The organism is Peribacillus muralis, from assembly GCF_001439925.1.
GTDB classification, from domain to species: Bacteria; Bacillota; Bacilli; order Bacillales; family DSM-1321; genus Peribacillus; species Peribacillus muralis.
The window spans coordinates 350,233-366,530 of the sequence record NZ_LMBV01000002.1; the positions used below are offsets into that span (position 1 = coordinate 350,233).

The 16,298-nt window shown below is 42.9% G+C and carries 17 protein-coding genes; 8 read left to right on the forward strand and 9 right to left on the reverse strand.

The genetic code is table 11. The features are described 5' to 3' along the window. Window positions 1-14 precede the first annotated feature (14 nt). The 5 genes from ASU00_RS04035 to ASU00_RS04055 are packed head-to-tail and all read right to left on the reverse strand — an operon-like array spanning window position 15 to window position 5,137. Window positions 15-491, reverse strand: coding sequence for a Na+/H+ antiporter subunit E (locus tag ASU00_RS04035; protein WP_057912150.1), 477 nt, complete (start codon window positions 489-491; stop codon window positions 15-17). 6 nt (window positions 492-497) lie between these two features. Next, complete coding sequence (locus ASU00_RS04040; RefSeq protein WP_057912151.1) at window positions 498-1,979, reverse strand: Na+/H+ antiporter subunit D; 1,482 nt, start codon at window positions 1,977-1,979, stop codon at window positions 498-500. Then, window positions 1,972-2,313: a Na(+)/H(+) antiporter subunit C gene (locus ASU00_RS04045; RefSeq protein ID WP_057912152.1), complete on the reverse strand. Its 342-nt coding sequence runs from the start codon at window positions 2,311-2,313 to the stop codon at window positions 1,972-1,974. The genes ASU00_RS04040 and ASU00_RS04045 overlap by 8 nt, the downstream gene beginning before the upstream one ends. Continuing rightward, window positions 2,313-2,735 (reverse strand): Na(+)/H(+) antiporter subunit B, encoded by a 423-nt coding sequence (locus tag ASU00_RS04050; RefSeq protein ID WP_057912153.1) that lies wholly within the window; start codon window positions 2,733-2,735, stop codon window positions 2,313-2,315. Before ASU00_RS04050 ends, ASU00_RS04045 begins: the two co-directional genes overlap by 1 nt. After that, complete coding sequence (locus ASU00_RS04055) at window positions 2,732-5,137, reverse strand: Na+/H+ antiporter subunit A (RefSeq protein WP_057912154.1); 2,406 nt, start codon at window positions 5,135-5,137, stop codon at window positions 2,732-2,734. Before ASU00_RS04055 ends, ASU00_RS04050 begins: the two co-directional genes overlap by 4 nt. A 406-nt stretch (window positions 5,138-5,543) precedes the next feature. On the opposite strand from ASU00_RS04055, the gene ASU00_RS04060 reads away from it, so the two are divergent. Further along, window positions 5,544-6,014: a DUF5366 family protein gene (locus tag ASU00_RS04060; RefSeq protein ID WP_330219515.1), complete on the forward strand. Its 471-nt coding sequence runs from the start codon at window positions 5,544-5,546 to the stop codon at window positions 6,012-6,014. Between the two features lie 212 nt (window positions 6,015-6,226). On the opposite strand, the gene ASU00_RS04065 is transcribed toward ASU00_RS04060, so the two are convergent. Next, window positions 6,227-8,089 (reverse strand): transglycosylase domain-containing protein, encoded by a 1,863-nt coding sequence (locus ASU00_RS04065; protein ID WP_057912155.1) that lies wholly within the window; start codon window positions 8,087-8,089, stop codon window positions 6,227-6,229. Between the two features lie 274 nt (window positions 8,090-8,363). Between ASU00_RS04065 and kapD the strand changes: the two genes are divergently transcribed. Next, on the forward strand, window positions 8,364-8,987 hold the full coding sequence (kapD, locus tag ASU00_RS04070; RefSeq protein WP_057912156.1) for a 3'-5' exonuclease KapD: 624 nt from the start codon (window positions 8,364-8,366) through the stop codon (window positions 8,985-8,987). Between the two features lie 40 nt (window positions 8,988-9,027). On the opposite strand, the gene kapB is transcribed toward kapD, so the two are convergent. Next, complete coding sequence (kapB, locus tag ASU00_RS04075; RefSeq protein WP_057912157.1) at window positions 9,028-9,414, reverse strand: kinase-associated lipoprotein KapB; 387 nt, start codon at window positions 9,412-9,414, stop codon at window positions 9,028-9,030. 181 nt (window positions 9,415-9,595) lie between these two features. Here kapB and ASU00_RS04080 point away from each other — a divergent pair, with 181 nt between their 5' ends. The 4 genes from ASU00_RS04080 to ASU00_RS04095 all read left to right on the forward strand — a co-directional run bounded on the left by ASU00_RS04080 (window position 9,596) and on the right by ASU00_RS04095 (window position 12,024). Then, a complete protein-coding gene (locus ASU00_RS04080) occupies window positions 9,596-10,186 on the forward strand; it encodes a peptidylprolyl isomerase (RefSeq protein WP_057912158.1) in 591 nt (196 codons plus the stop codon). A gap of 345 nt (window positions 10,187-10,531) precedes the next feature. Further along, window positions 10,532-10,756, forward strand: coding sequence for a hypothetical protein (locus ASU00_RS04085; protein ID WP_057912159.1), 225 nt, complete (start codon window positions 10,532-10,534; stop codon window positions 10,754-10,756). Between the two features lie 134 nt (window positions 10,757-10,890). Continuing rightward, complete coding sequence (locus ASU00_RS04090; RefSeq protein WP_057912160.1) at window positions 10,891-11,367, forward strand: GNAT family N-acetyltransferase; 477 nt, start codon at window positions 10,891-10,893, stop codon at window positions 11,365-11,367. A gap of 42 nt (window positions 11,368-11,409) precedes the next feature. Beyond that, window positions 11,410-12,024 carry a PH domain-containing protein gene (locus ASU00_RS04095; protein ID WP_057912161.1) on the forward strand — a complete coding sequence of 205 codons (615 nt, stop codon included), beginning with the start codon at window positions 11,410-11,412 and terminating at the stop codon, window positions 12,022-12,024. A 41-nt stretch (window positions 12,025-12,065) separates the two neighbouring features. Here ASU00_RS04095 and ASU00_RS04100 read toward each other — a convergent pair whose 3' ends face one another. Then, window positions 12,066-12,923 (reverse strand): manganese catalase family protein, encoded by an 858-nt coding sequence (locus tag ASU00_RS04100; protein WP_057912162.1) that lies wholly within the window; start codon window positions 12,921-12,923, stop codon window positions 12,066-12,068. A 141-nt stretch (window positions 12,924-13,064) separates the two neighbouring features. On the opposite strand from ASU00_RS04100, the gene ASU00_RS04105 reads away from it, so the two are divergent. Both ASU00_RS04105 and ASU00_RS04110 read left to right on the forward strand, forming a co-directional pair. Then, entirely contained in the window at window positions 13,065-13,820 is a 756-nt protein-coding gene (locus tag ASU00_RS04105; protein WP_057912163.1) for a TraR/DksA C4-type zinc finger protein, read from the forward strand. Between the two features lie 356 nt (window positions 13,821-14,176). Beyond that, window positions 14,177-14,752 (forward strand): VanZ family protein, encoded by a 576-nt coding sequence (locus ASU00_RS04110; RefSeq protein ID WP_057912164.1) that lies wholly within the window; start codon window positions 14,177-14,179, stop codon window positions 14,750-14,752. 281 nt (window positions 14,753-15,033) lie between these two features. Here ASU00_RS04110 and ASU00_RS04115 read toward each other — a convergent pair whose 3' ends face one another. After that, entirely contained in the window at window positions 15,034-16,209 is a 1,176-nt protein-coding gene (locus ASU00_RS04115; protein ID WP_057912165.1) for a MalY/PatB family protein, read from the reverse strand. Window positions 16,210-16,298 lie beyond the last annotated feature (89 nt).

Below are 16,298 nucleotides of genomic sequence, written 5' to 3' on the forward strand. Positions count from 1 at the left end.
TACTAGATCGAACATTATTTGCTCACCTCCATGATTGCCTTTTCAAATGTATGTTTAATGCTGTCTACAGCTTCGGCTTTTTCGGCGATATCCATCGCATGGATATAAAGAATCCGATTATCTGCCGATACTTCTACGACAAGCGTCCCTGGTGTCAAGGTAATTAAATTCGAGAGAATCGTTATTTCCCAATCCTTCGTCAGCACGGTTTCGAAGGCGAATATACCAGGCCGCATATCCAGCTTCGGCTTCAATACGACCTTGAGGACGCTAATGTTGGAAGAGATGAGCTCCCTTGCGAATATGAGCAGTAAGCGGATGACGGCGTTCACCCGATTCAGGTAGAAGCTGTCCTTGAAAAAATGGCGGAAGACGAACATGATGCAAAGCCCCAATACATATCCGATGATAAACGTGCTTCCATCAAACTCATTTTTTAAAAACATCCAGGTAACTGCAAGGACCACATTCAGTAATATTTGGAATGACATCAGGCATTACTCCTTTAAAACCGCTTTGATATAAATATCCGGATTTAATAATGTTTCGACAGCTTGAGAAATGAATGGGTACATGAATTCCGTTGCGACTCCAAATAAGACGGAAATGGCAACGAGGATTACAGCCGGAATAAGCATCTTATTGACCGGAACGGCAGCCGAGCGATAACCAGCTTTAGGTGTGCCCCAGAAGCCATACATGAAAATCTTCATCACGGAATACAGAACCATCAAGCTTGATAGCAAGACGATGGCCATTCCAAGGAAGTTGCCTGATTCTCCGGCTCCTTGGAGAATTAGAAGCTTGCCGGCAAAGCCACTGAAAGGCGGGATTCCTGCCAAGGAAATCGCCGCTATGAAAAAGGTCCAGGCAAGGGCGGGATATTGCTTGATCAAGCCTCCCATTTGCCTTAAATCATCCGAGCCGCAAAGTTTGATCATGATCCCGATCAGAAGGAAGAGTGCAGCCTTGATCAGCATGTCATGGATGAGATATAAAATCGAGCCTGATAATGCCTGCTCATTCATCACGGAGATGCCGAAAATGATGACACCGACAGCGATGATGATGTTGTAAATGATGATTTTCTTTATATCCCAATAGGCAATCGCCCCAATGACGCCGATGAGGATGGTCAAGAGTGCAAGCCAGGCCAGGAAGGTATGGGTGTAGCCTTGGTCATGGTAAAACATGAGCGTATAGGTACGGAAAATCGAGTAGATTCCGACCTTGGTCAGCAACGCACCGAAAAGTGCCATCACGGGTATCGGCGGAGCATAATAAGATCCAGGCAGCCATTGAAAGAGCGGGAAAATGGCTCCCTTCAAACCGAATACGATCAAGAAACCAATGGCTATTACCGAGAGGATGGCAGGCTGGTTCACCTCTGCTATCCTTTGGCTGATCTGCGCCATATTCAATGTTCCCAGCACTGAATAGAGATACGCGACCATGATGACGAAAAAGGAGGAGGAGAGCACGTTGACGATGATATACTTCAACGATTCCCTCAGCTGGATTTTCGTCCCCCCCAGTACCAGCAGCACATAAGAAGCCATCAGCATCACTTCGAAAAAGACGAAAAGATTGAAAAGGTCGCCCGTAAGGAAGGCACCATTCACACCAATCAATAAAAATTGAAAAACGGGATAATAATAGTGCCTTTCCCGTTCTATACCTATCGAGTGGAACGAGTAAAGCAATATGGCCAACCCGATGATATTCGTCGTCAGGACCAGCAGGGAGGCAAGCATGTCTGCAACAATCACGATCCCGAAAGGTGCCTCCCAGCTGCCGACACCTAAAGTCAAAATCCCCTGGGAATGTACCGAGAATACTAGATACATGGATAGTACGATTCCAATAAGTGAAGAAAAAAGTGAAACCCATCGTTGGAGCTTGATTCTTTTGGCAATGAAAATGAGAAGGATGCCTGTGAAAAGCGGCCATAAAACAGGCAGGAAGGTTAGGTTATTCATTCGTTTCCGTACCTCTCATTTCTTCCATATCATCCGTTCCGAGCTCCTGGTAGGAGCGGTAAGCGAGCACCAGCAGAAAGGACGTCACACCGAAGCTGATGACGATTGCCGTTAAGATGAGCGCTTGCGGAAGCGGATCCACATAGGATGCAGTTTCATCACTCAGCAATGGAACGGAGCCGCCTTTCAAACCGCCCATCGTCAAGATCAACAGGTGGGCGCCGTGACTGAGTAGCCCTGTACCGATTATAATTCTTAACATGCTTTTTGAAAGCATTAAGTAAGTCGCGCACATGAATAAAATTCCTATGACAATGGCCATTAATAGTTCCATTATTCACTCTCCCCTATCGTTTGAATAATGGTCATCGTAACACCAACAACCACAAGATAAACACCGAGATCAAAAAGCACGGCCGTATGAAGTGAGATATGCCCAAGGATAGGCAAATCGATATAACGGTAGGCATGGGTCATGAGCGGCACGCCGAACAATAGCCCGCCTGCAACCGTTAGGCTTGATATGAGCAAGCCTGAACCGATCAATACCTTATAATCAATCGGCAGAATCGCGGTGACGGTCTTCAAATCGAAGGCGAGCAGCAGCAGCACAATCGCAGCTGAAGTCATCAAGCCTCCGACAAACCCGCCGCCTGGCGAATAATGCCCGCCTAGGAAGATGGCTACCGCAAATAGCAGGATAACGAAAGCGGCGACCTTCGTAACCGTTTGAAGAATCAGGTCGTTTTGCTTCATGATTGATCTTTCCTCCTTGTCAGCCGCAATTTGATCATTGCAAAAATCCCGAGTGCGGCAATGGAAAGGACAGTGATCTCAAACATTGTATCAAGTCCGCGGAAGTCAACGAGAATGACGTTTACGACGTTTTTCCCGCCGGCCTCCTTATATGCGTTTTCCAGGTAATAGCTTGATATGCTATCAAAAAGTTTATTGCTATGTGCCGATAAGGCGATCAACGTCACGATGACGCCTACCCCAATGGATATCATGGCGTTATTCAGCCTGAACGTCATTCGTTCTTCCTTTCTGCTGGCCAATAAGGGCAGGTGGAAGAAGCAAAGCAAAAACAGCGATACGGAAATCGTTTCAATGACTAGCTGGGTCAGTGCTAAATCCGGAGCGCGCAGTAAGACGAAAAACAAGGAAATCGCGTATCCGACTGCTCCCAAAATGATGATTGAAGTTAAGCGTGACTTGGCAAACAAAATCGCAATCGCGGCAGCCACGATGACGCCAGCTAATAGTAGCTCGTAAAAACCGATCGGGGCAAAATGTTTTGTATCCAATGTAAAGGCATCCTTCCAATAAATCGTAAAGCCTAGTGAAAGAATGAAAAATAGGAATACCGATAACAGATATGTTCGCAGGGAACCTGTCATTAAACATTTCATCACGAAGGAGGACGATCGTTCAAGACCCCTTAATCCGTTGTCATACAAAGAATTCAAGGATATACGATCAGGAACCCACATAGTGATTCCCTGCCACTTCGAAAGCGTTTTGTATAAAAGAACGCCCAATACTATGATGCCGATGGTCATCCACACTTCAGGTTCGGGTCCATGCCAAAAGGCAATATGAACTTGGAAATCCGGCCCGACCAAGCTTGGCTGTATGCTGGCGACCGCAGGTTTAATGATTGATGAAGATAGCAAGTTTGGAAAAATACCAAAAACGATGACCAAAGAAGCAAGGATGATCGGGGATAACAGCATCCCAATCGGGGCCTCGTGCGGCTTCCTGTCCAGTAGCTTTAACGAAAGTTTGCCTGTAAACGGTTTGAGCACGACGATCATGCTATAGATAAAAGTGAACACACTTGCAACCCAGGCAATGACAGGGAACAGTACTCCCCATGTGTCCATGTTGAAGATGTCCAGCTCCAATACACTCACCATGCTGGCCAAGAACATTTCCTTACTTAAGAAACCATTGAATGGAGGAAGGCCTGCCATTGAAAAGGCGCCGATGATGGCCACGGTGAAGGTGATCGGCATCACCTGCATCAATCCGCCAAGCTTTTTGATATCGCGGGTCCCGGTTTCATGATCGATGATGCCGGCAACCATGAACAGGCTGCCCTTAAAGGTGGCGTGATTGATTAAGTGAAATACAGCTGCAACCGTGGCTGCCAAGTATATAGTTTCCCCCATCGATTCATAATGAAGAGCTGCCGCGCCCAGACCCAACAGCGACATGATCAATCCGAGCTGACTGATGGTGGAAAAAGCGAGAATCGCTTTTAAGTCGGTCTGCTTGATTGCCGAGTATGAGCCCCAGAACAGAGTGATCAATCCGGTAATCGAAACGAGCCAGAGCCATAACCCCGATTCGGCAAAAACAGGGCTTAATCGGGCGACTAAATATAGTCCTGCCTTGACCATCGTTGCCGAATGAAGATAGGCACTGACGGGTGTCGGAGCCTCCATTGCATCAGGAAGCCAAATATGGAATGGGAATTGAGCCGATTTAGTGAATGCTCCAAGCAGGACGAGCAATAGTGCAGGAGTGAAGAGCGAATGATCGATAAGCTGTCCACTTTGTGATATCAATTCACGGATGCTGAAGGTGTTGCCCATGATGGACAGCAGAATGATCCCTCCAAGCAGGCTTAGTCCCCCGAACACCGTAATCAGCAAGGATTTCTGGGCCCCGTAACGTGAACGCTCCCTTTCATTCCAATATCCAATCAATAAAAAGGAGGAGAGACTGGTGAATTCCCAAAAGGAATAAAGAACAATCAGATTATCCGAAAGGACGACGCCAAGCATCGAACCCATGAAGAGCAAAAGGAAGACGTAAAACTGATTCAGCTTTTCCTTCTCCTTTGATAGGTAGAAAACGGAATAGAGAACGACGAGTGAACCTATGCCGGTAATGAGCAAGGCGAACAGAAGCCCTAGTCCGTCCACATAAAAATCTACAGTGATATCGAGAGAAGGAATCCATGCAGCCCTTTCCGTGATGACATCTCCCTGCTTGGTCAACGGGATGAACCTCGAAAAATAGGTAAAAAGGAGAACGGGTAATATGAGTACAAACCATCCTGTATGGATTTGTCGAAATAGCTTATATAAGATTGGCACAAAAAGAGCTAATAAAAACGGTGCGAACACCGCCAGATGAAGCAAAGACATAAACTCCCCCCTTTTTAACGAAGTCATTCGTCTTATTATGCTTTTATTTACGCAAAACTAGACGCCAAGAAATCTTCGTTGATGATGCATTTTTTTTATTGAATACTTGTCTTGCTTAAAAGTATAACGCAATTTTTGGGGCGCTGCATGGCTTTAGGAACAGAGATGGCCCATTACTATGAAGATTTATATATAGGTAGAAAAGGAGCCTCAAACGCTCACAAAAAATTATTTTAAACGTTTATTAAGAGGGAATTTATTGTGAAATCATGGTTTATCTTGCATAATATAGGATAAAAGAATCATGGATGGAGAAAACATGAAAAACACTTATTTACTAAGCTACTTTCCTATCATATCAATCCTATTGTTTAGTCTTTCCTTTGCCATATATGGGGAGATGCAAATGCTCAAGTTGTTCGGGAATTTGGGGATCTACCAAGGTATGCTGGAGTTTTTTTCTGCAACCGGCATAAAGCTGGCGCTGCTGATCGTATTGCTTCTCCTGTTTTTTATGGTTTTTGCCGCATTGAAGCTGATCTCTGACACTGTAATGGAGCTATCGTTGTTATTCTTTTCCAAGGATTCGGAAGGGAAAGCCTTGAACAGTGTAAGAAGGGGCTCGGTCATATATGTCATTGGCGCGGCGTGTTCATTGTTCAGTGTTCAGTTCATCATTGGGCTTGGAGCGATCTTCATCGCAACGAATGTCGTGGCTTTGATTTATTTCGTCAATAAATTAAGCCCGAGCCTGAACCTATCGAGGTTAATCGGGTTGGTTTTCTTTCCAGTATTCGTATGGAGCGCCTTGATTTCAATCGTCGCCTATGCTGGATTGAAGCTTTACAACAGCGTTATTGCAAGCCTGCCCATCTAGCCATAAAAAAGAAGGTGCCCATGATGGCACCTTCTTTTTTTGGTGAGAAGAGCGTTGCATTCCACTTTGCATACAACCCTTTAGTCCGTTAAGCATTCTTCCTCAGGCTTCATATTCACTTGTTTAACCCACCCCCCGGTACAGATGGATTTGGCTCTTAGTCTTCTTGTCGTTAGTCACTCTTGATATCGCAAGGTTTCGTTAGCTTATTTTTATTGCTCGGCAGTTTGGTTGATGTCTTTCCATATCAAAAGATGCGGTGAGCGGGAATAAATGGCCTGTAGGTTGGCTGGTTTGTCCTTGCCGATCCAGACGCCTGACGTGTAGTTTGCGGTTTGGCCGACAAACCACATGTCTTTTACATCATTGGTCGTCCCGGTTTTGCCACCGATATATTCTATAGGAAAGTAGGCTTTGCGTCCCGTTCCGGTTAAGGTTACTTCATGGAGAAGCTGCCGCATCTTGCCTACGGTGCTTTTGCTCCATACCTTCTTGGACTTGTCGTTCCAGCTATAAAGGGTTTTACCTTCTTTGTCGGTGACTTTAATGATCGCCCGCGCAGGTTGGTAGTTTCCATCATGGAAGGAGGTATAGGCATTTGTCAGTTCAAGGGGACTCATGCCATATTCGAAGCCGCCTATTGCCGAACTAAAATGGTGATCTTTTTTGGTAACCATTTTAAAGTCAAAGGCATCCAGATGCTCAAAGCTCTTTTTTATGCCCGTTTTTTCAAAAAGCCTTATAGCAGGTGTGTTATAGGACTGAGCAAAGGCAGACTTTAATGAAACCATCCCGTAGCTGTCACCGCTATAATTCTTAGGGCAATAGCTATTGCTGCAATAACTTGCTCCGCTAACGAGCTGATTGATGTCAGCACCTGTCTCCTCAAGGTAGGGAGCATAGTCAAGAAGGGGCTTGATGGCCGATCCTGGCTGTCTGTAGCTTTGGTATGCTCGATTGAAAGAATTTATTTTATAATCTTTTCCCCCAATCAAAGAGACAAGCTCGTGCGTATGATGCTGTATAACCACTATCGCTCCTTCGATACCGTTAACACCGACTTTCGCTTGCAGGGCAGTCTTTGACTGGGTTTGCAGCTTCGTATCAAGTGCGGTATGAATGGTTACACCGGAATGCATTAGCTTTTCGACTCGTTTATCGAGCTCGGCTTCCGCCTGCTGACGTACAGACTTATCAGAACTTTGCAAAGTTCTTGTGAGACCTTCGGAGGTTGCCACCAGGTTTTTCAATTCGTGATGAACATACGTCACATAATCGGGATATAGCTCGACCGAGGTGGACAAGTTCAATCGAATCGTATGTTTGATAAGCTTATCATACTCCAACTGTTCTAAATTGCCTTCGGCTACCATTTGTTTCAGTAACCTCTCTTGCCGCTTTTTCGTTTCATCATAATGTTTAAGAGGATTATAGTGTTCCGGATTATTTGGGATCGCTGCCAGGAAGGCAAGTTCCGCCTTGGATAAATCCCCGGTCGGTTTACTGAAATAAAGCTGGGAAGCAGCTTCAATTCCGTAAGCTCCATTACTGAAATAAATGGCATTCAAATATAGCTCCATGATTTCCGCTTTGGATTTCTTTCGCTCTAACTGATAGGCATAAAGAAGTTCACTAAGCTTTCGGTTATACGTCTTATCATGGGTCAGAAATACATTCCTGGCAAGTTGCTGGGTAATCGTGCTGCCGCCTTGTTCGATTGTATTATGTTGAGAATTGATAAAAAGCGCCCTGCTTATGCCGGACAAGTCTACACCGCCATGTTCATAGAATTTTTGATCTTCGGAAACGATGAACAAATTTTCCAGGAAAAGAGGGATATCCTCAAGTTTTAGGTAAGTTCTTTTTCCACCATCGGAAAGCTGGCTGATCACTTTTCCATTGGCAGCCGTCATGTAACTTGTTTGAGCCAATTCGATTGAATCAAGCGGAATCCGCTCATCGAGCACATGATAAGGAGATTGGGCCGATGTCCACTCTTGATAAGAAAGAAAAATGAATGAAATCAATACAGGAACTAAGAGGAAAATCGTGATATAACCAAGATACGTGCGCATAGTTCAACTTCCTAACTAATATATTTGTAGTATGTTTTTGGGACAATATAAGCAATAGGATGGTACTTTCGGTTCATACACCCATCATAATCCAATTCAGGGAGACAATAAAGGTTTTTGGAGGAATTTAGGATTGACTTCATATATAGGGGTTGAATGTTGGACAACTCATGAAATAACTTCCTGAATTTTCTGTTATAATAATTTCGTAGAAAAGAAAACCAATTTATGTTTATACGATAATGTCAGGAAGAAAAAGGGGGGTCTTAAAAAAATGGACGAACAACAGCAATATGTATTCATTGATTTTGAATTTACGATGCCGGAGGGCAAAGCGAATCCTGTTGGATTTTATCCGGAAATCATTGAGGTCGGTTTAGTATCCGTCATGAACGAAACGATTCAGGAGCAGTTTTCTTCTTTTGTTAACCCATTGAAATTTCCAGCCTTAACGGGCAGATGCAAGAAATTCTTGAATATAACCCAAGACCAGGTGGACCGGGGGATTTCATTTGAGGAGCTCGTTTCTTTATTGAAGAAGATAGACGAGCAGCATCCAACGACAATTGTGACTTGGGGGAATATGGACATGAAAGTTCTCCGCCAGAACTGTCAAAAATCAGGGTTGGAATTTCCTTTCTCAGGAAAACAGACAGATCTATGCTTGGAGTATAAACGTTTCTTCGGCGATCAAAATCAAACCGGACTTTGGAAGGCTGTACAGGCCTATGGGAAAGAAGGGACAGGCAAGCATCACAGGGCGCTTGATGACGCGATCACCACATACAATATTTTTAAGCTGGTGGAAAAGGATAAGAGCTATATGCAGAATCATGAACCGACCACGATTGGCGATCGCATTGATTTATCCAAGGTATTGAATCATTTAGCGTTATAAAAGCCAAATCATATTGTACTGATTTGGCTTTTATCATGCTTTATTTAAAATAATCCGCCGCTAGATCTTCAAGCAGCCGTAAGCTTTTGTCATTCCACTCCGTATCGGCTTCGCTTAACGTGTGTTTCATTTTTTCAACAGCTTCGCTTAAGGATTCCTTATACTCTGGAATTTCCCCATCAAAGATCCTGACCATATTCTTAGGCACGTTAGTTTGCTCCCGGAATGCTAGAGCACGCCGTTGATGGAACATGGAAACTTCCGTTTGCTTCGGGTTATGAAGGTCCCCCTGCATGGGATGCTTCATCACAGCCAACACTTTAACAAGATATGCAGCAGGCCTGAGATCGGTGACTTCCCCAATGTATTTTCCTGTTTTATATATCGCGGTTACCTTATCGCCGATTTTAAAATCCTGTTCAGACATTTCCCCTACCACCTTTCTTTTAACTTTCTTCATCATACATAAGAACAACGATTTTTCACAGCGAAGTTGCTCAATTTCGCAAAGATGCTTTTTTAATTAAAATCGTGTAAAGTGTACAAATGAAGAGCAAAAAAATGGAGTTATCAACCATTTTATTTAAAAAAGAAAGAGGGTATATCCCATGACAAACTTTCCACAATTAACAAATGAAGTGTTGGAAAATGAAAAAGCGGTCATCATGCAAACGACGATGGGCGATATTAAAATCAAACTTTTCCCTGAACTGGCTCCAAAGACAGTGGAAAATTTCTTGACACATGCTGAAAACGGTTACTACGAAGGAATCATCTTCCACCGTGTCATCAAGGATTTCATGCTTCAAGGCGGAGATCCAACAGGAACTGGAATGGGCGGAGAAAGCATTTGGGGAGCACCATTCGAGGACGAGTTCTCGATGCAATTATTCAATTTGCGAGGAGCTCTTTCCATGGCAAATGCAGGCCCGGGAACGAACGGCAGCCAATTCTTCGTCGTACAAGCACAGCATGTGGACAGCAGGATGGGTGAGCAAATGAAACAAGCCGGTTATCCTGAGGAAATCATCAACGTTTATATGGAACAAGGCGGCACACCGTGGCTTGACCATAAGCATTCCGTTTTTGGACAAGTCGTCGAAGGCATGGACATCGTTGATACGATTGCCAACGTAGAGACCGTCGCACAAGACAAGCCAGCTGTGGACGTAGTCATTAAAGGAATCACCATTTTATAAATTAAAATGAAGCGAGAGGCCAAGCAGCCTCTCGTTTTTTATGTGCCAGACATGGGTTCAATCTAAATTCAACCTGTAGTCGGATAATTCGACCTGAACGCAGATAATTCGACCTAACTCGTAAATAATTCGTCCTTTGAATGTGAATGATTTTACGATAAAGAATCTATAGGAAGATTACAAAACTTAAACTGAGCGACGTATAGCCAATAGTGAGAGGAAGGGAGGCTATGGTGCTTCATTCTTACTTGACTTTTTAGCGAATTCGGTTGACTAGTGGATTGTTCTGGAAATTGATATAATGGGAGAAGGCAGTTTATATCTCTATCAGGGAGGATGTAGCGGATGGACTTTCTCAATCATGCTTTATTAGGGTTGTTTCTTTATTTTCCGGAAGACAAGAGTGAGTATATCCCGGCTGGCATCACTTGCTTCATCTTTTTGGTTGCCGCCGTTTTTACGATGAGGGCCATTATGAACTATTCAAAAAAAGAAGAGATGAAGACGAAGCAATTCGAGGATGAAGTCACGAAGAGGAACCAGCGCTTAAAGGACGATACGCGTACTTGATCGCCAATAAAGCAGGGGATGTGATGTCCTAATAGATGGGCGTCAGTATTCCGAATGAGTATTAAAAGTTCCCTTATCAGCATAAGCATTTTATACTAGAAGCAGAGAAAGATATTTTGGGGGCGTAAATTGTAATGCAAATCGTAGCGAAAAGGATGATTGCGGCAGATACGGTTAAAAGGTTTTTCATTCACCACTTGGAGACGACCCAAGTCGTTTTGTCAGGGGGCATATTTCATTATGCGGAACTTGAGGGTTTTGGGGTAATGGACGAGGATGAAGAAATTTTGGGATTGGGAACTTACAAGGTGACCGATCACGTATGTCAAATCATTTCTTTGAATAGTGTACATGAGAATCAAGGTGTGGGCTCATCGTTGCTTTATGTGATCGAGAATATCGCTAAGGAGAAACATTGCCATACGATTGAGGCGATAACAACGAACGATAATTTACAGGCTTTGAAGTTTTTTCAAAAGCGTGGGTATGCCTTCTCGGAAATCGTTAGAAATGCAGTGGATGAATCCCGGAAGATCAAACCCGAGATTCCATTTTACAGTGTTGATGGAATTCCGATCAGAGATGAGATTGTACTAGATAAATATATATAATATGGTAGAATTTAACTAGTGGTTACTAAAGGAGGAATTTAAATGTTTAAGAAGATTGCGGCCGATGCTCTTGGTCTTAGTGATATTGGAAGTGTGATCAGTCCTGCCGACTATGACAAGGTCGATGCAGATGACTATATCATGCATGAAGATGATGAAAAAATTTATTTCCTGATTAAGTCAAAAACGGATGAGTACTGTTTCACGAATCAGGCCTTCATCCATTTGGACGGGACAAGTGCCATTAGTAAAAAACGCACGCTTACGAGATATAGCTATAGCCAGTATCATATTTCGAACGTGACCCTTGAAACGGCAGGTACCGTGGATTTGGATGCGGAAATTAAATTTTCGATCGGTAGCAAAATTTTCTCGATTGATGTCCATAAAAAATTCATTGAAGAATTAAAAGATTTGTTCAAATCACTCGTAAAAATATCGGAAATATGTCACGAGAATGAGTTTGCCCTCCAATATGCCCAGCAAAGTGTCAACCTTGCTTCTTCCACTTTGAATCAAGTTCGGACTGAAGGAAACCAAATGGCCGCAGGCTTTAAGGAAATTAACGCTGCAGCTTTTGAATGGTTGATGGACAGCCGGAAAAAATACCATGTAAAAGATTTCGGATATGTTTTTGAAAAATATATCAATAACTAAAAAGGAGGCGGGACACGATATGATGTGTCCGCCTTCTTTTTTTAATTGTTCAAATCACTCAATCCAGGACTATGCTCATTTGGCATATCTGGCATTTCCGGAACAGGATAGCCATTTGGAGGCTCGGTGACTGTAAGCTGTCCGCCATTACGGCTCGGTGTTTCCCCTTGGAAAATTTCACTGATACGAGTTTGGTCGAGCCTGAAGTTGAATTGGGCATTATGATAGCCTAAATCCACGTATTTGCGGCATTCAGGGTATTTATTCAAATCATAATTCGGTATAGGAAAGATCTTACCCCAACTGACCCCAAGTGTTTCCAATGCCTTGGCAAACGCATTTTGGTGGGCATTGTCGCGCACCATTAAAAAGGCGATTGTTTCACGCAATGATTTATTGGAGCTCATTTCATATATCCGAGATTTTTGCAAAACACCCGTCGATTCAAGAACGACATTATTCAACAGGTTCGCCACGATATTACCATGATCGTAAACATATGAGCCTGTCCAAGGATTACCCCCGGCATCGACGGGCAGGGACGCCTTAGCTCCCATGATGAAATGGTGCGGGTTAGCGCCTCCCTTGATGACATCATCCAACGGTGCACCATCCATACCGGAATTTCCGGGCATATTCCCGCCTGCATCATTGAGCAACTGGTTGATCGTTGATTGGACAAGTTCAACATGGCTCAGTTCCTCCAAGAAAACACCACGGATTAAATCACGATATTGTTTAGCATTGCCGCGGAAGTTGGCGCTTTGGAATGAATATTGCATCATCGTCCGCATTTCACCGAATTGCCCGCCGAGCGCTTCCTGAAGGACTTTGGCCGCACTCGGATCTGGCTTATCAGGAACAATCATATTGATTAAATCTTCTTTATAAAAATACAATGAAAGGCCCCCTAGAAATTGATATTTCCTCGTTAGCTTTTGTTAGCTGATTTATTTTATTCTCAAGGAAAAAAATACCTTTATGGAATGGCGGGAAGAGAGAAATACTAGAAGGAGAACAATTTTGAAAGGATGTTGCACATGCTTTCCAATCAGCAGCTAAAAGGCTTTCAACAGCAATTGCAGCAAACGAAGCAGCAGTTGAAAGAGCGTTTACATGACTCAGGTGACTTCGACTTAAGAAGAAGCATGGAAGATTCGACTGGCGAGTTATCGAGTTATGATAATCATCCTGGCGATCAAGGAACGGAATTATATGAGCGGGAAAAAGATTTGGCGCTTTCAGAGCATTATCGCGATGAAATACATGATATAGAAAGAGCGCTTACTGCAATTGAGGCAGGGGAGTATGGTAAATGCGAGGTGTGTTCGAAGGAGATTCCTCTTGAACGACTGAATGCCATCCCGACCACGACATTTTGTGTCGAGCATACCCCATCAAGGGAAACGTCGGACAATCGTCCAATCGAGGAAGAAGTGCTCGGGCCTCCGTTCGGACGATTTAATCTTGATGGACGAAAAGAATCCGTCGCGTTCGATGCCGAGGATTCGTGGCAGGAAGTGGCTTCTTTTGGAACATCCGAAACGCCCTCCGATTTTGCTTATCCGCCAAGCGATTACGAAGATATGTATATCGAATCCGACGAGAATATCGGGTATGTCGAGGATTATGAAAACTTCGTAGGCGTCGATATATACGGTAAGGACATAACCGTCTATCCCAACTCCCAGTACCAAGAACTGAAGGAAGAGCTTTTTGAAGAAAATATCCAAACCCCCTTTGGGGATTTGCCTCAATATGAGCATGATCCATATGTGGAGGAAGATAAGAAGTAAAAAGAAGGGCTTGTCCAAAAGTCGAAAGATGACTTTTAGGGCAAGCCCTTTTTAATGTTGCACAATCTTTTCAAATATACCACTGAACTACTTAAACAATATTAGCAAAGATTATTAATGGCGGTGAAGGAGGTTTTTTTTCTTCAGAATGTATAGGCATTACATAAAAGAAATACTTATTAGGAAATTAATTGGAATATTAACATTATAGTTAAATGAATACTTATTACCTATAAAAAAGTTTTTTTACTAAAATATAGAAAAAAATACAGGACTATTGCATAGTGATATTGTAAAAAGTGAGTAAAGGATATCGGTTGAAACTCTAAGAATGTTTTTATATAGGAGGGAATTATATGAGGATTTATACATTTCCTATCTTGACTATAATAGGGTGTATAGGACTAATTATTTATTTGCTGATTGATTTCAAAAGAAATCAATTTAAAAATTTATTCCATAGAGTATTATTCTACAGTTTTATCCTTTACTTAATTGTTGTATCGGATCTTACCATAGGTGCTATTTTCATACCCCCTCAAACTAGCAATATTACACTTCAGTTCATCCCTTTTAATTTCATAGGTGATTTGTATAGCGAAAATGTCAGAGGTACTTGGTTTCTTCTGAATTCAATTAAACTATATTTTTATAATTTGATACTATTGTTTCCTTTAGGGGTATATTTAGGAATATTATATCAGGTTAAGCGTGTGCAAAAAGCTGTTATTATCGTGCTTTATACTAGTTTGGCAATAGAAATATTGCAGCCAATATTAAGTTCCTTTGGCTTTATATTCAATCGTTCATTTGATGTAGACGATTTAATCTTGAATACTCTTGGGGGTGGTTTAGGATTTTTGGCTTGGTTACGGATTAGTAAAATAAAAAGTTTCAAAAAAATTCGTGACAGGATCTTGGTAAAGAATTAAAGAGGTTAGCGTTATTATGGCACTATAATTTAAAGGTAATTAGTATCTCTGAATGGGTAGAAAACCAGGGAAGGGAACTGCATCCGCTAAAATAAATTATAATCACAAACCGATCAATTTAAAGAGAAGTCTGATGCCAAACCGGACTCAATCTTTTTAAGGGTTAAGTTCGGTTTGGAAGGGGTTACAACAGCTATTTTTATATAAAGAAATAAGAAAAAGCCATTCTACAGATGTAGAATGGCTACAGGTTATTGGCTAATGGGGCACTCTTGTTATTATTATGAAAAAGCAATTTTTAACCGTTTTAGTCCTTCTTGCAGCGTCGCGCGTGAACAACCTAGATTCATGCGGACGAAGCCTTCACCGCCTGGTCCATATTTCGACCCTGGCTCCAATGCGAGCTTCCCTTGATGGATCAATCGGTCCTTGATCTCGATGTCAGTCAAACCGAGGTCACGGCAGTCTATCCATAAAAGGTAGGATGCATCCGGGTGCATCACATGCAGTGCCGGAATTTCTGCAGCAATGAATTCCTCTGCCAACTTGATATTTTCCTCAATGTAACTGATCATATCCGTCAGCCATTGCAAGCCTTCACGATATGCGGCCTCCATAGCCGTCAGTGCTAAAATGTTGAGGCCATGGAAGGCTAGTTTCGCCTGAGCCTTTTGTAATTGCAACTGCAATTGCTCGTTGCTTGTGATCAGGAATGATGCCTGCATCCCGGCGATATTGAATGTTTTGCTTGGGGCCATTAACGTCACGGTCAAGTCTGCTAATTTTTTTGATAGCGATCCAATCGGATAATGTCTCGATGTAGAAAGATACAAGTCGGCGTGAATTTCATCACTGACAATGATTACATCATATTTTTCACATAGTTCCCCGATTCGCAGCAGTTCGTCCTTTGTCCAGACACGACCGCCCGGGTTGTGCGGACTGCAAAAAAGGAATAGCTTCACTCCGCTTTTCAGCTTGTCTTCAAAATCGGTGAAATCGATCGTAAAGCTGCCGTCCTCAAGGAGCAGGGGACTATTGACCACTTCCCGGTCATTATTTTTGATCATATCAAAAAATGGTGTATAGACAGGTGATTGCAGCAATATTTTGTCACCGGGACTCGTAAATGCCTGGATCGTCGTGCCGATGGCCGAAACGACACCAGAGCTGAATGAGATCCACTCCTTGTCAATTTGCCAGGAGTGCCGTTGTTTCAGCCAGTTTTGAATTTCGGTAAAAACCGTATCCGCAGGAACCGTGTAACCGAATATAGGATGATTCAAGCGCTCGATCAACGCTTTTTGAATGCCTTCAGGAGCTGGGAAATCCATATCGGCAACCCACATTGGCAGTACATCCCCGCTTCCAAACAATGATTTTAGCGAGTTCTTGTCCCATTTAGCGGATCCCGTATTTTCCCTGTTATAATGTTCTTCAAAAATTGATTTGTTCAAAATATCCACCACCGAATAAAGTTTTGTCGTCTTAGCGAAAAGGCTGTCATTATGATACTATATTATCATGTCTCTGAATATATCGAGCA